This window comes from Pantoea phyllosphaerae (genome assembly GCF_051025595.1).
GTDB lineage: Bacteria > Pseudomonadota > Gammaproteobacteria > Enterobacterales > Enterobacteriaceae > Pantoea.
In genome coordinates, this window is record NZ_JBPFDE010000004.1 from 66,997 (window position 1) to 85,924 (window position 18,928).

The 18,928-nt window shown below is 61.3% G+C and carries 16 protein-coding genes; 10 read left to right on the forward strand and 6 right to left on the reverse strand.

The window, feature by feature from the left end; translation table 11 throughout:
- The first annotated feature begins 84 nt into the window (after nt 1–84).
- Together murQ and ACR6A7_RS07355 are read left to right on the forward strand one after the other, a co-directional pair.
- Nucleotides 85–984: an N-acetylmuramic acid 6-phosphate etherase gene (gene murQ / locus ACR6A7_RS07350; protein ID WP_434124186.1), complete on the forward strand. Its 900-nt coding sequence runs from the start codon at nt 85–87 to the stop codon at nt 982–984.
- A 187-nt stretch (nt 985–1,171) separates the two neighbouring features.
- Nucleotides 1,172–2,716: a methyl-accepting chemotaxis protein gene (locus tag ACR6A7_RS07355; RefSeq protein WP_434124187.1), complete on the forward strand. Its 1,545-nt coding sequence runs from the start codon at nt 1,172–1,174 to the stop codon at nt 2,714–2,716.
- On the opposite strand, the gene ACR6A7_RS07360 is transcribed toward ACR6A7_RS07355, so the two are convergent.
- The gene (locus ACR6A7_RS07360; protein WP_434124189.1) at nt 2,713–3,672 is read right to left on the reverse strand and encodes an AraC family transcriptional regulator; all 960 of its coding nucleotides are present in this window, start codon (nt 3,670–3,672) and stop codon (nt 2,713–2,715) included. The genes ACR6A7_RS07355 and ACR6A7_RS07360 overlap by 4 nt on opposite strands.
- A 104-nt stretch (nt 3,673–3,776) precedes the next feature.
- On the opposite strand from ACR6A7_RS07360, the gene ACR6A7_RS07365 reads away from it, so the two are divergent.
- The 4 genes from ACR6A7_RS07365 (at nt 3,777) to ACR6A7_RS07380 (ending at nt 8,389) form a co-directional block, all read left to right on the forward strand.
- The gene (locus ACR6A7_RS07365; protein ID WP_434124191.1) at nt 3,777–4,964 is read left to right on the forward strand and encodes an MFS transporter; all 1,188 of its coding nucleotides are present in this window, start codon (nt 3,777–3,779) and stop codon (nt 4,962–4,964) included.
- 215 nt (nt 4,965–5,179) lie between these two features.
- Nucleotides 5,180–5,389, forward strand: a complete 210-nt coding sequence (locus tag ACR6A7_RS07370) for a YdgH/BhsA/McbA family protein (RefSeq protein ID WP_434124192.1) — start codon at nt 5,180–5,182, stop codon at nt 5,387–5,389.
- 209 nt (nt 5,390–5,598) lie between these two features.
- Complete coding sequence (yncE, locus tag ACR6A7_RS07375) at nt 5,599–6,639, forward strand: 7-bladed beta-propeller protein YncE (protein WP_434124194.1); 1,041 nt, start codon at nt 5,599–5,601, stop codon at nt 6,637–6,639.
- Between the two features lie 109 nt (nt 6,640–6,748).
- A complete protein-coding gene (locus ACR6A7_RS07380) occupies nt 6,749–8,389 on the forward strand; it encodes a dihydroxyacetone kinase subunit DhaK (protein ID WP_434124195.1) in 1,641 nt (546 codons plus the stop codon).
- A 58-nt stretch (nt 8,390–8,447) separates the two neighbouring features.
- Here the strand turns inward: ACR6A7_RS07380 and ACR6A7_RS07385 are convergent, their stop codons facing one another.
- Genes ACR6A7_RS07385 through rbsK form a run of 3 tightly spaced genes read right to left on the reverse strand, consistent with a single transcriptional unit; the run spans nt 8,448 to nt 11,710 of the window.
- Nucleotides 8,448–9,461, reverse strand: a complete 1,014-nt coding sequence (locus tag ACR6A7_RS07385; protein ID WP_434124196.1) for an aldose 1-epimerase family protein — start codon at nt 9,459–9,461, stop codon at nt 8,448–8,450.
- Nucleotides 9,458–10,783: an L-fucose:H+ symporter permease gene (gene fucP, locus ACR6A7_RS07390; protein WP_434124197.1), complete on the reverse strand. Its 1,326-nt coding sequence runs from the start codon at nt 10,781–10,783 to the stop codon at nt 9,458–9,460. Before fucP ends, ACR6A7_RS07385 begins: the two co-directional genes overlap by 4 nt.
- Before the next feature lie 9 nt (nt 10,784–10,792).
- On the reverse strand, nt 10,793–11,710 hold the full coding sequence (gene rbsK, locus ACR6A7_RS07395) for a ribokinase (RefSeq protein ID WP_434124198.1): 918 nt from the start codon (nt 11,708–11,710) through the stop codon (nt 10,793–10,795).
- A 102-nt stretch (nt 11,711–11,812) separates the two neighbouring features.
- On the opposite strand from rbsK, the gene ACR6A7_RS07400 reads away from it, so the two are divergent.
- Nucleotides 11,813–11,959, forward strand: a complete 147-nt coding sequence (locus ACR6A7_RS07400; protein WP_434124199.1) for a hypothetical protein — start codon at nt 11,813–11,815, stop codon at nt 11,957–11,959.
- A 47-nt stretch (nt 11,960–12,006) separates the two neighbouring features.
- Here the strand turns inward: ACR6A7_RS07400 and sbmA are convergent, their stop codons facing one another.
- Entirely contained in the window at nt 12,007–13,248 is a 1,242-nt protein-coding gene (sbmA, locus tag ACR6A7_RS07405; protein WP_434124200.1) for a peptide antibiotic transporter SbmA, read from the reverse strand.
- A gap of 297 nt (nt 13,249–13,545) precedes the next feature.
- Between sbmA and ACR6A7_RS07410 the strand changes: the two genes are divergently transcribed.
- The 3 genes from ACR6A7_RS07410 to ACR6A7_RS07420 are packed head-to-tail and all read left to right on the forward strand — an operon-like array spanning nt 13,546 to nt 17,391.
- On the forward strand, nt 13,546–14,277 hold the full coding sequence (locus ACR6A7_RS07410; protein WP_434124201.1) for a gluconate 2-dehydrogenase subunit 3 family protein: 732 nt from the start codon (nt 13,546–13,548) through the stop codon (nt 14,275–14,277).
- A 2-nt stretch (nt 14,278–14,279) separates the two neighbouring features.
- On the forward strand, nt 14,280–16,064 hold the full coding sequence (locus ACR6A7_RS07415; RefSeq protein WP_434124202.1) for a GMC family oxidoreductase: 1,785 nt from the start codon (nt 14,280–14,282) through the stop codon (nt 16,062–16,064).
- Nucleotides 16,065–16,074: 10 nt separating this feature from the next.
- Nucleotides 16,075–17,391 (forward strand): c-type cytochrome, encoded by a 1,317-nt coding sequence (locus tag ACR6A7_RS07420; RefSeq protein ID WP_434124203.1) that lies wholly within the window; start codon nt 16,075–16,077, stop codon nt 17,389–17,391.
- 57 nt (nt 17,392–17,448) lie between these two features.
- On the opposite strand, the gene ACR6A7_RS07425 is transcribed toward ACR6A7_RS07420, so the two are convergent.
- A complete protein-coding gene (locus tag ACR6A7_RS07425; protein ID WP_434124204.1) occupies nt 17,449–18,861 on the reverse strand; it encodes an MFS transporter in 1,413 nt (470 codons plus the stop codon).
- Nucleotides 18,862–18,928: the final 67 nt, after the last annotated feature.

Consider the following 18,928-nt stretch of genomic DNA (forward strand, 5'->3'; position numbering starts at 1 on the left):
GGTTCAGACAACGTCTGAACCCTTTTTTTATCCCGTAAATATGTTAAAACCGGGCCTGGATAAATCATGCCCGGAGCATCTCCCATGACAATCGACCTCAGCCAGCTCATCACCGAAGGCCGCAACCCGGCCAGCCAGAACATCGACGAGCTCTCCACCGACGCCATGCTGCGCGTCATCAACAACGAAGATAAAAAAGTGGCGCTGGCGGTCGACGCGATCGTGCCGCAGATCGCCCAGACGGTCGACGCCATCGTCGCCGCCTTCGCGCAGGGCGGCCGACTCATCTACAGCGGCGCAGGCACCTCCGGGCGACTCGGCATCCTCGACGCCAGCGAATGCCCGCCCACCTTCGGCACGCCGCGCGGCCAGGTGGTAGGGCTCATCGCCGGCGGCCACAGGGCGATACTGCAGGCGGTAGAAAACGCGGAAGATAACCGCGAGCAGGGCGCGCAGGATCTGCGCGACATCCAGTTCAGCGCGAAAGATGTGCTGGTGGGCATCGCCGCCAGCGGCCGCACCCCCTACGTGCTGGGTGCGCTGGAGTATGCCCGGACGCTTGGCGCCACCACGGCGGCGCTCACCTGTAACCCCAACAGCGCCATGGCGCAGGCGGCGGACATCGCGATCACGCCGGTGGTCGGCCCGGAAGTGGTCACCGGATCCTCGCGCATGAAAGCAGGCACCGCCCAGAAGCTGGTGCTCAACATGCTCACCACCGGCGCGATGATCCGCAGCGGCAAAGTCTACGGCAACCTGATGGTCGACGTAGAAGCCACCAACCAGAAACTGGTGCAGCGCCAGATCAACATCGTTATGCAGGCCACCGACAGCGACGAAGCGAGCGCCAGCCGCGCGCTGGCGGCCTGCGACGGCCACTGTAAAACCGCCATTCTGATGCTGCTGGCTGACATTGACGCTGAAGAAGCCCGCGCGCGGCTCAACAGGCATCAGGGCTTTATCCGCCGCGCGCTGCAGGGCTAAAAAACGCGATTATTAAAAAGGGCTAACGAATGGCGATTAAGCGGCTGGCGGGTCAAATGCTCGCCAGTTGCTTTTTTAGCGGTGAAAATTAATTACCACCTCTAAAGCCAGGGTCTTTCGCTGCCGAAAAGATAAAAAAGCATAACGGATAATTTTCCGGAATTCAGCAGCCCTTTCAAGGACCACCATGCGCAACAATCAGCCTGTCACCCAGCGCGAATTCGTGTTTGACGATGACGCAACGTTAATGTCGACCACCGATATCAACAGCATCATCACCTACGCCAACGACGCCTTTATCGAGGTCAGCGGCTTTACGCCGGAAGAGGTCAACGGCCAGCCGCACAACATGGTGCGCCATCCCGACATGCCGCCAGAGGCGTTTGCCGACATGTGGGCGACGCTGAAGCAGGGCGAACCCTGGTCGGCGCTGGTGAAAAACCGCCGTAAAAATGGTGACCACTACTGGGTGCGCGCCAACGCGGTGCCGGTGGTGCGCGACGGCAAAGTGCAGGGATTTATGTCGGTGCGCACCAAACCTGGCGAAGCGGAAATTCGCGCCACTGAAGCGCTCTACCGTGATTTTCGCGAAGGTCGCGCAAAAGGGCGCCGCTTCCATAAAGGGCTAATCGTCCGCACCGGCTGGCATCGCGTTGGATCACTGCTGAAAACGCTGCCGCTGCGCTGGCGCATTCGCCTGCCGCTGATAACGCTGCTGCCGCTGGCGGCCCTCAGCGCCGCACTGCTCGGCATGACGCCCGCCTCGCTGGGCTGCTTTACCGGCGGCATGGCGCTGCTGCTGCTGCTGACCAGCCTGTGGATGGAACAGCAAATCTCGCGCCCCATCGAACGCATGTGCCAGCAGGCGCTCAGCGTCGCCACCGGCGCCAGCCATAAGGTCGAGCAAATCGATCGCGTCGATGAGGTGGGGATGACGCAGCGCGCGATCGGCCAGCTCGGCCTGATGTTCCGCTGGCTGGTGGATGACGTCAGCGGCCAGGCGATTAACGTGCTGAGCGCCAGCGACGCGATTGCCAACAGCAACAGCGAGCTAAGCCGCCGCACCGAACAGGCGGCGGCCAACGTGCAGCAGACCGCTGCCACCATGAATGAGATGACCGCCACGGTGAAAAGCAACACCGAAACGGCGGGCGAGGTGAATACGCTCTCGGCGCGCACCAGCCAGGCGGCGAGCAAGGGCGGCGACGTAATGCAGGAGATGGTGGGCATGATGGCAGAAATCGCCGAAAGCTCGCAGCGCATCGCCAGCATCACCAGCGTGATTGACGGCATCGCCTTCCAGACCAATATCCTTGCGCTCAACGCAGCGGTGGAGGCGGCGCGCGCGGGCGAGCAGGGCAAAGGCTTCGCGGTGGTGGCGGGAGAAGTCCGCAATCTGGCACAGCGCAGCGCGAAGGCCGCCAGCGAAATCAAAAGCCTGGTGGAAACCAGCGCCAGCCGCGTTGAGCTCGGCAGTCGACACGCCGATGCGGCGGGACGCACCATGCAGGACATCGTCGCGCAGGTGCAGAACGTCTCGTCGCTGATCGCGCAGATCAGCGCCGCCACCGCCGAGCAGTCCACCGCGCTGAGCGAAGTCTCGACGGCGGTCGAGGATCTTGACGACATCACCCACCGCAACGCGGCGCGCGTGCAGGAGAGCGCCGAGGCGTCCGGCCGCATGGCGCACCAGGCCAACCGCCTGGTGGAAGCGATCAGCGTCTTCCGCTAAGAGGCGCGCGCCTCCTCCCGCCCGGCGCGCAGCGCGCCGGGCGGCTGACCAACAATACGCTTAAAGGCGCGGCTAAAAGCGGCGAGCGAGCCGTAGCCGAGCTGAAACGCCACCGCTTCCACCGCTTCGCCGTTATTGACGATGCGCTGCACCGCCAGCCGCATGCGCAGCTCGGTCAGATAGCGCAGCGGCGTCATGGTGGTGGCGTTCTGAAAGCGCTCGGCGAATACCGAACGCGAGCAGCCCGCCACGCGCGCCAGCCGCTCTACCGTCCAGTTCTCTCCCGGTTCGCGGTGCATGGCGGCGATCGCCTTGCTCAGGCGCGGATCGCGCATCGCCTGCACCAGCCCGCTGCCCTGGCCGCAGCCGTTCTCTACCCAGCCGCGCACGATCAGCGCTGCGACCACGTCCGCCAGCCGCGACAGAATACCGGCAAAGCCAGCGTGGCGCGTGCGCGACTCGCGCTCCATGGCGTCGAGAATCGGCTGGATCTCCGGATACTGCGACAGCAGGGTGCTCACCAGCATGATATCCGGCATGGTATTGATCAGCGGCTGCATGCCGCCCAGCTCGAACTTCATACAGGCGCTGAAGAGGATCACGCTCTCCCCGTCGTCGCAGGCGTCAGCGGGCGCGCCGATGGCGCAGACGCTGTCGCAGATCGGCTTACTGCTGAAGGCGGCGATATTCGCGCAGTCGGCGTCGGGCGAGGAGAGCAGGCTATGGGGTTTGCCGTGGGGGATCAGCAGCGCGTCGCCGGTATTAAGCGTAAAAATTGCGCCCGACGCGCCGCGCACCAGCAGCGGGCCTCGCCCGACGAAGTGAAACTGCGCGCGGCCCGGCGCATGCTCATAGCGCAGCCCGAAGGGCGCCGCGAGCTGAATGCGCTGATAGGTCACGCCGTGCAGCCGCATGCCCATCAGCAGCTCGCTGGTCAGATCTTCAAAGTGGCTCATTGCATTCCAGACGAATTATCAATAATGAAGGTGTTGCCATCATAGATCGTCTTGCCTGCTCCCTCTATGCTCCAGCCTTAATAAATTTTTGATGGAGAAGCTGCATGAGTCTGAGTACCGAAGTGGCTGATGAGGTTTCCGTACCTGTGCGTCCCGCCTGGGGCGCGGTCTTTTCAATGGCGTTTGGGGTCTTTGGCCTTATTACCGCCGAATTTCTGCCGGTCAGCCTGCTGACGCCGATCGCCGCCTCGCTGCAGGTGTCGGAAGGACAGGCGGGACAGACGGTAACGGTAACCGCGCTGGTGGCGCTGCTGACCAGTCTGGTGGTGGGCAGCGTCACGCGGCGGCTCGATCGTCGCGTGGTCATGCTCGCTTTTACGCTGCTGCTGGTCGCCTCGGCGCTGCTGGTGGCGCTGGCGAGCAACCTGACGCTGATCCTGCTGGCGCGCGTGCTGCTCGGCATGGCAATAGGCGGTTTCTGGACGCTCTCCACCGCCATCACTATGCGTCTGGTGCCCAGCGATCAGGTGCCGCGCGCGCTCTCAATCGTCTTCAGCGGCATTTCGCTGGCGACCATTATCGCTGCGCCGCTCGGCAGCTATCTTGGCGGCCTGATCGGCTGGCGCAATATTTTTATGCTGACCGCTGGTCTGGGCCTGCTGGCGCTGATCTGGCAGAGCTTTACCCTGCCGGCAATGCCACCGGAGAATAAGGCGCGCAGCGGCGGCGTGCTCGACCTGCTGCGCAGCGGGCTGATGCGCTGGGGCATGCTGGCGGTGATTATGATGTTTACCGGCCACTTCGCCTTCTTTACCTACCTGCGTCCCTTCCTGGAGAGCAGCGCGCAGCTTAATCTCAACCAGCTCTCTCTGGTGCTGCTGGCGTTTGGCGTGGCTAACTTTTTCGGCACCTCGCTGGCGGGTTATCTGGTGACGCGCAGCGTCTCGCTGACGCTGAGCGCGATGGCACTGGTGATGAGCGCCACCGCGCTGCTGCTGGTGAGCTTTGCCGACGTCGCCTGGCTGGTTGGCGCGGGTGTGGCGCTGTGGGGTTTGGCGTTTGGTTCAATGCCGACCGGCTGGTCCACCTGGATCTCGCGTGCGGTGCCGGACGACGCCGAATCGGGCGGCGGCCTGCTGGTGGCCACCATCCAGCTGGCGATCACCGCCGGCGCGGCGGCAGGCGGCTGGATGTTCGACCTGCAGGGCGCAGGCGGCGTCTTTCTCGCCAGCGGCGTGCTGATGCTGCTCGCCTCGCTCACCATCTTCACGCGCGTGCGACATCACGGCTAACAGGCTAAAGGGTAGCGGAATATGCTGCCCTTTTTCTTTATCCCAGCGGGTTAACCTTTTGCGGCGCCGCTACACCCAATGTGCGATTTGATTGTCAGTAAATTTGATAAAGAAGGGCAATTATCTCCGCTATCCGCCGTCTCTTCCCCGGTCTATTATTCATATCAACAAGGCGAAACGCCTTATCTGACTAAACATCTACTGAGGAATTGACCATGAAAACCATCAAAACTTTTGCTGCTGTAATCGCTCTCTCCGTTCTTCCGCTGACCAGCTTCGCACAGAGCGTGACCGCGACTGACTCTACCCTTGACGGTGCGGAAGCGAAAATCGCGGCGCAGGCGAAAGAAGCAGGCACCTCGTACAAAGTGACCGAAGCCTACAATAATAACGGCGTGCACATGACGGCTGAGCTGCTGAAATAAGTCTGACCGGCTGTTGCTGACAGGACGCCTTCGGGCGTCCTGGCGGCGTTCAGGCGGGTGAAACCGCTTCCCTTTCGGCGATAAATCCTTATGATTTGCCAAAAAAACGTTCTTCGCCGGCCTTAAGGCCCTTTCCTTCTTTTATAGGGTTTGCAATGTGAGCTTTCCAGCACTGCCTGACGGCGGTGAATTTTTGCTATGGAGAGATCATGACATCCTTATCCTCTGCGCTGCGCGTGACGCTACTCGCCACCGCACTCTTTTCCGCCTCCGGCATGCTGGCGCATGCGGACGAACGTATCCAGCCGATCAGCAAGGGCGCCTATGAGCTCGCCTTTAGCCCCCGCGACAATGCGCTGTTTCTCGCCGCGTCGCAGGGCAGCGACGCGCCGGGCGGCGCGGTGTTCCGCCTCGACCCGCAAAGTCTGGCCGTAAAGCAAACCATCCCCACCGAGCTGAAAAGCTTCGGCGCCGCGATCAATCCGCAAACCAACGTGCTCTACATCGGCCATACGGTTAACAGCGCGCTGACCGCCATCGACGCCGCCAGCGGCAAGGTGCTTAACACCCTGGTGCTGGACGGGCGCAAGCGCAGCGACAGCGTACGTCCGCTGCAGCCGCGCGAAATCGCCGTTGATGTGAAAACCAACCGCGTTTACGTCACCGGACTGGGGCCGCAGAGCGTGGTCTGGGTAGTGGACGGCAAAACCCTGCAGCTTATTAGCGTGGTACCGAACACCGGCAAAATGGCCACCGGCCTGGCGGTCGACAGCGAGCGGCAGAAACTCTACGTCACCAACGCCGACGGCGAGCTCATCACCATCAATACCCGCACCAACGCCGTTGAACAGCGTCAGAAAATCGGCGACGACAACGCGCATTTCTTCCTGAATATCGCGCTGGATACGCAGGGGCAGCGCGCCTTCCTCAGCGATTCGAAACAGCCGCAGGTGCTGGTGGTCGATCTGCGCGATCGCAAGGTGATCCGGGCGATCGCCGCGCCAGAGTCGCTGGCGCTGCTGTTCAATCCGCAGCGCGACGAGCTCTACGTCACCCACCGCAAAGCGGGGGAGGTCAGCATCATCGACGCCAGCAGCTATCAGGTGAAACGCACGGTGAAAACCGCAGGCCTGCCTAACAGCCTTGCGCTCTCCGCTGACGGCAAGGCGCTCTACGTCAGCGTCAAGCAGCCGGGATCGCGCAAAGCCCCGCCCAAAAATCCCGACAGCGTGATGCGCATCGCGCTTTAATTTCACCCTGCTCTTCAGGGGCGGCCGCTGCGCCGCCCTTTGTATTTCTTCGGCTACCTTTATTAGCGTGCCGCTGCCTGGCGGCATCAACACCATTGGAGAGGATGCAATGAGCCAGTTCCTGATGAATGAAAAAAATAATCTGGTCAACGAAGCGATCGAGGGCGTGCTGCTGAGCACGCCGTGGCACAACCTCAGCCGCCTCGACTTAGGCGACGACATTCGGGTGGTGGTGCGCAACGACTGGGATAAAAGCAAGGTGGCGCTGATTTCAGGCGGCGGCTCCGGGCATGAACCGGCCCACGCCGGCTTCGTCGGCAAGGGGATGCTGACCGCTGCGGTCTGCGGCGATATTTTCGCTTCGCCCAGCGTCGACGCGGTGCTGAGCGCCATTATTAACGTTACCGGCGACGCGGGCTGCCTGCTGATCGTGAAAAACTACACCGGCGACCGGCTCAATTTCGGGCTGGCGGCGGAGAAGGCGCGCGCGCTGGGCTACAAGGTCGAGATGGTAATGGTGCAGGACGATATCGCCCTGCCGGACAACCCGCAGCCGCGCGGCATCGCCGGCACCGCGCTGATCCACAAAATCGCCGGCTACGCCGCAGAGCAGGGGCAGCCGCTGGCGCAGGTGAAAACCCTGGCGCAGCGCGCCATTAAGGGCACGGCGAGCATCGGCGTCGCCTTTTCCACCTGCCATATTCCCGGCGAAACGCGCGACAACCGGGTGAAAGCGGGCGAGAGCGAGCTGGGCATGGGCATTCACGGCGAGCCGGGCGTGATCACGCTGGACACCCAGAACAGCCAGCAGCTGGTGAGCATCATGACGGAGAAGCTGGCCAGCAGTCTCTCTTCCGGCACCCGCGCGGTGCTGATGGTGAACAACCTCGGCGGCTTCTCAATGCTGGAGCTGGCGCTGGTGACGCGCGACGTGCTGAAAAGCCCGCTGGCGGCGCAGATAAGCCACTTGATCGGCCCGGCGACGCTGGTGAGCGCGCTCGATATGAAAGGCTTTTCGCTGACGGTGCTGCAGGTGGAGGCGGCGTTTCTCGAAGCGCTGAAAGCGCCGGTTGAGGTGCTGGGCTGGGCGCCTGTGCATGCGGTGGAGCCGGTCACGACGCTGAGCAGCCAGCATGTGGTGAGCAAGCTGGAGTTTGCCCCCTCTCAGGACGCGCGGACGGCGCAGGTGGTGGAGCGCGTGGCGCAGACGCTGATCGACCTTGAAGCCGAGCTGAACGCGCTGGACGCGAAGGTCGGCGACGGCGATACCGGCTCGACCTTCGCCGCGGGCGCGCGCAAGGTGAAGCGCGCGCTGGAGGCGCAGCAGCTGCCGCTGGCGGATCTGCCGTCGCTGTTCGCGCTGGTGGGCGAGCAGCTGGCGACGGTGATGGGCGGATCGAGCGGCGTGCTGATGTCGATCCTCTTTACCGCGGCGGGCCAGCGCCTGGCGCAGGGCGGTACGCTGCCGGAGGCGCTGACGCAGGGGCTGGAGCAGATGAAGCACTACGGCGGTGCGCAGATTGGCCACCGCACGCTGGTCGATGCGCTGGAGCCCGCGCTGGAGGCGCTGTCGGCGGGCAAAACGCTGGCGGAGGCGGCAGAGGCGGCGGCCCGGGGCGCCGACTCCACCGCGCAGATGCAGAGCGCCAGAGCGGGGCGCTCATCCTACCTGAATCAGCAGACGCTGGAGGGGGTGAAAGATCCCGGCGCTTACGCCGTGGAGAAGGTTTTCGCCGCGCTGGCGGGTTAACCTTCGCGCGACCACTTGACCGTCTGGCGACCCTGGCGGGTCGCCATCACATACGGCGTCACAATATTCCCGTCTCGACGCTGAAACGGCGCTGTTCGCCCGGCGCCAGCCACAGCAGCGTGCCGGCGCGCTGCGCGGCGTTGAAGCCCTCCGGCCGACAGGTGGCTGGCAGAATATAGGCCGCCACCTGCTGATCGCGGTTGTGCAGCATCCAGCGCGTGGCGTGTGGAAACTGTCGACTGCTGAAGCGCGTCATCAGCGCAAAGCCCTGCGGCGAATGGAGCTCGAACTGCATCTCGTCGCCATACTGCGGCAGATCGTCGGCGAAGAAGACGATCTCCGGATCGCACATCTCCGGCCGGTCCAGCCGCTGAAACGCCTGCGGATCGCGCGCCAGGGTAGTGGTGTAGCTCTGCCACTGCGGCGTCGGCTTCACGTGTGCTGGCACCGAGGTGCGCAGCTGGAAAGCGTGCTGCGGGATCGACTGCTTGAACTCGCCGCCATCAATCCATGCGCTGTTGAGATGGCACATATACTGCAGCGGCATCGACGTGCCTGCCAGGTTGGTTACGTTCATCTCAATATGCAGGCGCGGCTGTCCGGCCTCAATACGCACCGCCGGCGCCGCCAGGTAGTGATGGCCAAAACCTTTCACATATTCGGTTTCGCCCTCAAGCGACAGGCGATCCGCCTCCAGCACCAGCCAGGCGCTGTCCATACGCGCGCAGGCCATTTCGCCATGCAGAGGGTGGTTATCCTCTTCGGCCGGGCAGCCGTTCGCCAGCAACCCGGAGTGGAAGGCAAAGCAGCCGTAGGTGTCGATAATCGAACTGCCCGGCAGCGGCTGCTTAAAGCTGTGGCCCATGGTCAGCGTCCGGCCGTCGAAACAGGCGTCCCAAATCATCTGGCCGTAAAAGGGCAGCACCGTTACCGTGCCGCGCTGATTGCTGATACGCACCGCTTCGATCCCGGCCGGATAGCGGAAAAGCTCGACGTGGAACTCGGCGTTTTGCAGCAGCGTGGTCGGCGTGGCGTGAAACTGTTCGCGACAGAGCGGCAGACGGGTTTTCATGGCATCTCCTCGACTAAACGGCCGGTTTGCAGCGCCTGCTTTTTATGGCGCAGCTCGCCCCAGAAATAGAAGCCTACCCAGGCAAAACAGAGCAGCGAGACGCCAAACGCCAGCTGCATTGACCCCAGACGATCGGAAGCGAAGCCCTGAATGGCCGGGATAAAAGCAGCGCCGACAATCGACATCACGATAAACGCGCCCGCCACTTCGGTGTACTTGTTCTCGACGGTGGCCAGAGTGTTGGCATAAATCGTCGCCCAGCACGGACCGAACAGCACGCTGACAAACACCGCCGCATAGACCGCGGTGAAGTTCGGCACGAACATCACCCACGCCAGGGTCAGCACGCCGAGCGCCGAATAGGCCATCAGCACCTTCTCGGCGCGGAAGCGCGTCATCAGGAAGTTGGCGACGAACTTGCCGATAAAGAAACAGATAAAGCTGTAGATCATAAAGTTAGAGGCGTGACGTTCGTTGGCGGCGCCAAGCGTGAGCGCCAGGCGAATCGTGAACGACCACACCGCCACCTGCATGCCGACATAGAGGAACTGCGCCGCGATGCCGCGCTTAAAGTGGCGGTTACCGGCCAGATAGCGCAGCGTTTCGCCGAGCGACGGCAGCGCTTTCTCGTTCGATGCCGGTTTGCAGCGTGGGTAGCGCGTAAACAGGAACAGCAGCATCACCACCACCAGCACCATTACCAGATATTTATAGGGCTCCAGCGTATGCTCCAGCATGCTGAGGCGGAAAGCGTGCGCCTGTTCGGCGTTCATCCCGGCCAGCTGGCTCTGCAGGCTGTCGCCCTCCTGGAACACCAGATATTTGCCCAGCACGATGCCCATCAGCGCGCCGACCGGGTAGAAGGTCTGGCTGACATTAAGGCGCAGCGTGGCGCGATCGCGGTGGCCAATCATTGCGCTATAGGTATTGGCAGCGGTTTCCAGAAAGCTCAGGCCGATGGCGATAGCGAAAATAGCCGCGAGGAACATGGTGTAGGTGGCCATATGCGAGGCGGGGTAGAACAGCACGCAACCGCCAATATAGAGCGCCAGCCCCATCAGGATCGCCAGCTTATAGCTCGCGCTGCGGATCACCAGCGAAGCCGGGATGGCGATGAGAAAGTAGCCGCCATAAAAGGCGCTCTGCACCAGCGCGCTGGCGAAGTCGCTGAGCGCGAAAACGCTTTTGAACTGGGTGATCAGGATATCGTTCAGGCTCGCGGCGCAGCCCCACAGCGGGAAGAGGCACGAGAGCAAAATGAACTGGAACAGCGGCGTTTTATTTAAGTAGCCGTCGGGTTGCTGAACAATGTTCTGCTGCATAGCTCGACCTCAGTTAACGTTAAGAAAACGCTGGAAGGTTTCCGCGTCGGGATAGGAGCGCTGCGTGCCGCGGCCGGTCACGCTGCAGGCGGCGTAGGCGGAGGCCTGCGCCATCGCCGCCGCGATATCGCCGCTTTGCACCAGCGCCTGGGCGAAACAGCCGATAAACGCATCGCCTGCGCCGCTGGTGTCGACCGCTTTCACCGCCGTCGGCGCCACCTGGTGCAGGCTGTCGCCGCTCATCCACAGCGAACCGCGCGCGCCCATGGTGATGATCAGGTTCTTCAGCCCGCGCTTGAGCAGCGTCTGCCCAGCCAGTTTGACCTCTTCATCGGTGGCAACCGGCATGCCGGTCAGGATCTCCAGCTCGGTTTCGTTGGGCATAAAGAAGTCGCACTTGCAGGCGTAAGCGATATCGAGATTTTCCACCGCCGGCGCCGGATTGAGGATCACTTTGATGCCGTGCTGGCGGGCGAAATCGATGGCGTAGTAGACGGTTTCCAGCGGGATCTCCAGCTGCAGGATAATCAGCTGGCACGCTTTTAGCGCTTGGGCGGCGGCGTCGATATCAGCTGCGCTGAGCTGCTGGTTGGCCCCTTTGATAATCAGGATGCGGTTCTGCGACTGCTCATCGACAAAGATCGGCGCCACGCCGCTCGAGGTTCCCGGCGCGGTGGTGACGAAGCGCGTATCCACGCCCTGACGCTGCAGGTTGGCGACGGTTTCCGGCGCGAAGAGATCGTCGCCGACCTTGCTCACCATCATCACGCGTCCGCCCATTTTCGCCGCCGCCACCGCCTGGTTCGCGCCTTTCCCGCCGCAGCCAAGGGCAAAATCTGGCGCCTCCAGCGTTTCGCCCGCTTTAGGCAACTGACTGGTATAGGTAATAAGGTCAACCATGTTTGACCCGATAACCGCGATATCCATTGTTTGCTCCCTGGTGAATTTGTCAGGTTTTAATGTTATTAAAATCACATTAGCAGCTTGCTAAAGCTAATGGTGTGACAAATTTCACAACCTGAAAGCGCGATGCAAACGGTTAAATCGCATTTTACGGCAGAAGTGGGTGTGATTATTTTAACAATACAAAAAGGTTTTGAGGAAGCAAGACCAGATTCGCGCGAAGCGCGTAAAGGGAAGGAAAATGGCGAGGCGCCTGACGCGCCGTTGGGGTAAGCCATGCACAACGCTTTATTACGCTGTGCATGGTTAAGGACAGCCTGTTACTCGTTGTCCGCCGCTTCGCGCAGCATCTCCTGATGCGGAACATCCTGCAGGATCTGCTCGAAGCTGCGCAGACGCTTATAGATCGACATCAGCTCAACCAGCGTCGACCAGGAGGTGATCAGATACTGGAACGACGAGCGCACCTGGTCGAACGCATTGGTAATCCGGCTAAGCAAACCGAAGGTAATGGTGCCCGCTACGATTGACGGGAACAGCACAAAGAGACCGAAAACATTATCAACCTGCAGGTAGAGAATGCGGGTGATATTAAAGTAGAGGTAGTGAAAATAGAGGCGGAAGTAGTTAAAGCGCACGCGGCTAAACAGCGCCTGTACCGTCGGCGGCGTCGCGCGATCGGCATGATCCTCGCCGTAGACCAGCTCTTTACGATAGGCCGCCTCAACCTGCTGATTGCGGAACTCCAGCCCCGGCAGCTTAATGCCCACCAGCGCCAGCAGCGCGGTGCCGAAGAGCGACCAGAGCAGCGCAATGATGACCAGCGCATAGGGAATATTGCCAAGCAGCGGCACATCCTTAACGTGATGCGACAAACTGATGAGCACCGGCAAAAAGGCCACCAGCGTCATAATCGCCTGAAGAAAGCTGACGCCCCAGTCCTCCAGCGTGCTGGCGAAGCGCATGGTGTCTTCCTGCACGCGCTGCGCCGCGCCTTCGACCTTACGCAGGCGCTGCCAGTTGTGCATGTAATAGTTGTTCATCGCGGTGCGCCAGCGGAATACCCAGTGGCTAATGAAAAAGGAATTCGTTACGCCAACCACCACCGAAATCAGGGCGATGCCAAGAAAATCGCCCAGGCCGCTGTAAAAGCGGCTAATGGGCACCGAACCCGCTTTGGTTAGCGCCTGCTGGATCAGATCGTAAAACGGGCCGTACCAGGCGTTAATACCGACGCCGACCTGCACGCCGAACCAGGTAACGAAGATGATCAGTGCCGATCCCCATACTGACCAGCGCTGCCACGGGTGATTATCGATCGCGCGCCAGGCCAGGGCGAATATCGCCACGATCAGCCAGTAATAGCCATAAAACCAGAGCTGGCTGGGGGCGACAAAGCGCGCGGCGGTGGCTGGCAGCGGCTGCTGCATGGCGGCATGCAGCGCTGGCCAGCGTGACGGAAAATCATCGGCAAAGCCGAACCAGGCAAAAATCGCGATCAGACTCCAGATCGCCGCCGAGCTGAAAAACAGCGCTGGCCGGGGAAAAAAGGACTTAAACATAAACTCTCCGCTGTTGTGTGCACTCTTTTATAACGTCTTTTAGCGTTATCTGTCTGTTGAGTGTTGTTTCTGGTGGTGACAGTGATCGTCTGCGGCAGGTAAAGCATTCCGGCGAGATGTTAATGAATTTGTCTGAATTTGTTTCGATGAACTAAATGTTTCACCACAACAGTGTTACACTAGCGCCTGCTGTTACCGGTAACAGTCCTGCTGTAACCCTTAATCCGCATAAAAAAACCATTACAACGCAACTGTTTAACTTTCATGCCGCATTATAGGCGGTACTGAGGCAATGTCATGTCAGAACAAAAACGTGGGCAGACGCGCAGAGATTTTCTGCTAAAGACCATTGCACTGGCGCCAGCGATGGCGGCAGGCAGCGCCGTTGTCGGCGGCTTTAGCGTGGCGCCTGCGGTGCAGGCTGCCGATCCCGCGGCGGCGCAGCCAGCGCGTGATTACCAGCCCAACTGGTTTACCGCTGAAGAGTTCGCCTTTATCAAGGCGGCCGTCGCTCGACTGATCCCCAATGACGAGCGCGGCCCAGGCGCGCTGGAAGCGGGCGTGCCGGAATTTATCGATCGCCAGATGAACACCCCTTATGCCACTGGCGCCAACTGGTATATGCAGGGGCCGTTCAATCCGGACCTGCCGAAAGAGCTGGGCTATCAGCTGCCGCTGGTGCCGCAGCAGATCTACCGTCTGGGACTGGCCGACGCCGACGACTACAGCAAGCGCCAGCACGGCAAGGTCTTCGCCGAACTGAGCGGCGAGCAGCAGGATGCGCTGCTGCAGGCGATGGAGAGCGGCCAGGCCGATTTCCGCCAGCTGCCCGCAAAAACCTTCTTCGCCTTTCTGATCCAGAACACCCGCGAAGGCTTTTTCAGCGACCCCATCCACGGTGGCAACCAGAATATGGTGGGCTGGAAGCTGATTGGTTTTCCTGGCGCACGCGCCGACTTTATGGACTGGGTGGAGCGCGGCGAGCGTTATCCCTTCCCGTCAGTCTCTATTCGCGGGGAGCGCGCGTAACCATGGCAAACGAAATGAAAAAAGCAGACGCGGTAATTGTGGGTTTCGGCTGGGCCGGGGCAATTATGGCGAAAGAGCTGACCGAAGCTGGCCTAAACGTGGTTGCGCTGGAGCGCGGCCCGCATCGCGATACCTATCCAGACGGATCCTATCCGCAGTCGATTGACGAGCTGACCTATAACGTCCGCAAAAAGCTCTTCCAGGATCTGTCGAAAAGCACCGTGACTATCCGTCACGACGCCTCGCAGACGGCGGTTCCCTACCGCCAGCTGGCGGCGTTTCTGCCCGGCACCGGCACCGGCGGTGCCGGGCTGCACTGGTCTGGCGTACACTTCCGCGTCGACCCAACCGAGCTGCGCCAGCGTAGCCATTATGAAGAGCGCTACGGCAAAGACTTTATCCCGGAAGGGATGACCATCCAGGATTTCGGCGTCACCTATGACGAGCTGGAGCCGTTCTTCGACAAGGCGGAAAAAGTCTTCGGCACCTCCGGCACGCCGTGGAGCATTAAAGGGCAGGTGGTTGGCAAGGAGAGCGGCGGCAACCCGTTCGCGCCAGATCGCTCCGACAAATTCCCGCTGCCTGCACAGAAGCGCACTTATTCGGCGCAGCTGTTTGCCGAGGCGGCGAAATCAGTCGGCTATCACCCCTACGATCTGCCGTCGGCCAACACTTCCGGCCCCTACACCAACCCCTACGGCGCGCAGATGGGGCCGTGCAACTTCTGCGGCTACTGCAGCGGCTACGCCTGCTACATGTACTCGAAAGCGTCGCCGAACGTGAACATCCTGCCCGCGCTGCGCCAGGAGCCGAAGTTTGAGCTGCGCAACAACGCCTACGTGCTGCGCGTCAACCTGACCGACGATAAAAAGCGCGCCACCGGCGTCACCTACGTCGATGCGCAGGGGCGTGAAGTGGTGCAGCCAGCGGATCTGGTGATCCTCTCGGCGTTCCAGTTCCACAACGTGCACCTGATGCTGCTTTCCGGCATCGGCAAGCCCTACAACCCGATCACCAATGAAGGCACCGTTGGCCGTAACTTCGCCTATCAGAACCTCTCCACGCTCAAGGCGCTGTTCGACAAAAACACCACCACCAACCCGTTTATCGGCGCGGGCGGTGCGGGCGTCGGCGTCGATGACTTCAACGCCGACAACTTCGACCACGGGCCGCACGGCTTCGTCGGCGGTTCGCCGTTCTGGGTCAACCAGGCGGGCACCAAGCCGATCTCCGGCCTGCCGACGCCGACCGGTACGCCGAACTGGGGCAGCAAATGGAAGGCGGCGGTGGCGGATACCTACACGCACCATCTCTCGATGGATGCCCACGGTGCGCATCAGTCCTACCGCGCCAACTATCTCGATCTCGATCCCAACTATAAAGATGCCTATGGCCAGCCGCTGCTGCGCATGACCTTTGACTGGCAGGATAACGACATCAAGATGGCGCAGTTTATGGTCGGCAAGATGCATAAGATCGCCGAAGCGATGAGTCCGAAGATGATTATCGGCGGCGCGAAAAAGCCGGGCAGCCATTTCGACACCACGGTCTATCAGACCACGCATATCAGCGGCGGCGCCATTATGGGCGAGGATCCCAACACCAGCGCGGTTAACCGCTACCTGCAGAGCTGGGACGTGCCGAACGTCTTTGTGCCGGGCGCATCGGCGTTCCCGCAGGGCCTGGGCTACAACCCGACGGGCATGGTGGCGGCGCTGACCTACTGGTCGGCGAAAGCGATCCGCGAACAGTACCTGAAAAATCCAGGTCCACTGGTGCAGGCATAAGGAAATGGCGATGAAAAACAGCTTACTGGCCCTGGTGCTGGGCACGATGACCTTTGCCGCGCTGGCGGACGATAACGGCGGCGATCGGATACAACGCGGCGAGTATCTGGCGCGCGCGGGCGACTGCGTCGCCTGTCATACCAGCAAAGAGGGCAAACCTTTTGCGGGCGGCCTGCCGATGGCGACGCCGATCGGCACTATTTACTCCACCAATATCACGCCGGACAAGAAAACCGGCATTGGCGACTACAGCTATGACGACTTCCAGAAGGCGGTGCGTCACGGCGTGGCAAAAAATGGCGATACGCTTTATCCGGCAATGCCTTACCCTTCCTACGCGGTGGTGAGCGACGAGGATATGCAGGCGCTCTACGCCTACTTTATGCACGGCGTTGCGCCGGTCGAGCAGGCTAACCACAAAAGCGATATTCCGTGGCCGCTGTCGATGCGCTGGCCGCTGGCGATCTGGCGCACAATGTTCGCGCCGGACGTCAAAGCGTTTCAGCCGATGGCGCAGGAAGATGCTGAGCTGGCGCGCGGCCGCTATCTGGTGGAAGGCCTGGGCCACTGCGGCGCCTGTCATACGCCGCGCAGCATCACCATGCAGGAGAAAGCGCTGAACAACAGCGAAGGCAACGACTATCTGGCGGGCAGCAGCGCGCCGATTGATGGCTGGACCGCCAGCAACCTGCGCGGCGATAACCGCGACGGGCTGGGACGCTGGAGCGAAGAGGATCTGCGCCAGTTCCTGCGCTATGGCCGTAACGACCATACCGCCGCGTTCGGCGGCATGACCGAGGTGGTGGAGCACAGCCTGCAGCATCTCAGCGATGAGGATATTGCGGCGATCGCCCACTATCTGAAGTCGCTCGGCGCGAAAGATCCGAGCCAGGCGGCGTTTAGCGTCGATGACGCCACGGCGAAAGCGCTGTGGAAAGGCGACGACAGCGCGACCGGCGCATCGGTCTATGTCGATAGCTGCGCGGCCTGCCATAAAACGGACGGCAGCGGCTATCAGCGCTTTTTCCCGGCGCTGCGCGGCAACCCGGTGGTGATGGCCGAGGATCCCACTTCGCTGATCCATATCGTGCTGGCGGGCGGCACCTTGCCGGGCGTGAAAGGCGCGCCGTCAACCATCACCATGCCCGCGTTCGGCTGGCGGCTAAGCGACCAGCAGGTCGCGGACGTGGTGAACTTTATCCGCACCAGCTGGGGCAACGGCGGCAAGTCTGACGTCACCGCGAAGGATGTGGCAAAGCTGCGTAAAGATAAGACCATCCAGCCTTATCAGGGCAGCGCGGATATCCATCAGCTCGAAAATCAGTAACCCTCTACTAAAGCCCGGCTGACGCCGGGCTTTTTTCATGCCGCTTTCGCCTCTCTCTTAAATATTCTCCAGATCGATGCCGCGCGTCCTCGGCCCGTAAATCCCCACTGACAGCATCACCATCAGCATGCTCGCCACGATAAAGGCGATGACGCCCTGGCTGCCTGCATACTGCAAAATCAGGCCGATCAAAATACTGCTGAACGCCGTCGACAGGCGGCTGAAGGAGTAGCAAAAGCCGACCGCGCGGGCGCGAATATGCGTAGGGAAAATCTCTGTCTGGTAGGCGTGATAGCTAAAGGTCAGCCAGGCATTGGAGTAAGTAATTAAAAAGCCGCAGAGTATCAGCATCACCGGGTGGGTCTGAAACGCGAACAGCGTGCCGAATACCACCGTCATCAGGCAGGAGAAAACGATCTGCCATTTGTTCTCAAATTTATCGGCGTAGCGGCTGCAGATCAGCGAGCCGAGCGGGTAGGCGAGGGTGATAAAAAAGGCGTAGAGCAGGCTGTGGGTGACGGTCGTGCCTGTGCCCGACAGCAGCGCGGGCAGCCAGTTGCCAAAGCCGAAAAAGCCGATCGCCTGAAAGAAGTTCATTACCACCAGCATCAGGGTGCGCTTGCGCCAGGCTGGCGACCAGATCTCGCTAAACCGGCCGCGCTTCGGCAGCTGCGCCGCCGCGTCATCCGGCGGGAAGTCTGCGCCGGGCGCGACGCCGCAGCGTTTCTCCATCGCGCTCAGCACTTTATGCGCCTCCTGATGACGGCCCTGCTGCGCCAGCCAGCGCGCCGACTCCGGCAGATCCTTACGAATAAACCAGATAATCAGCGAACAGAGGGCGCCCGCGATCACCACCCAGCGCCAGCCTTCCAGGCTGAGCAGCGTCTGCGGCACCAGCCACCAGGAGATCAGCGCCACCGTCGGCACGGAGAGAAACTGCACGAAAAACGAAAAGGCGAAGGCGCGGCTGCGCATATGCGTCGGCACCCACTCCGAAAGGTAGGTGTCGATGGTGACCAACTCGATGCCGAGGCCGATGCCCACCAGAAAGCGAAACAGAATAATCATCTCCGCGCTCTGCTGAAAGGCCATCAGCAGCGAGAAAGTGCCGTACCACGCCAGCGCGCACATAAAGGTCAGGCGTCGGCCGAAGCGGTCGGCATAAGGCGCGAGCAGGCTGGCGCCGACAAACAGGCCGAGAAAGGTGGCAGAGGCAAAAGCGGCCTGATCGGCAATGCCAAACACGCCCGCGCTGCCGGTGTGGAAGACGCCGGCGGCCAGCAGCCCGGCGCTGATATAGCCGGTCTCAAACAGATCGTAGAGTTCAAAGAAACCGCCGAGCGCCAGCAGCGTAATAAAACGCCACAGGCCGCGCGATGAGGGCAGGGCGTCGATGCGCCCCGCTAAGCTGTTGTTCGGCGTCGGCGCAGCGAACCCCGGCGCCATCCCTGGAGTGCAGGTGGTTGTCATTATTTTATAAACCTCGGTGTGACGGTGTTTGCCTGTCTCGCTAACGGCGTGGCGATGTTGTAAAAAG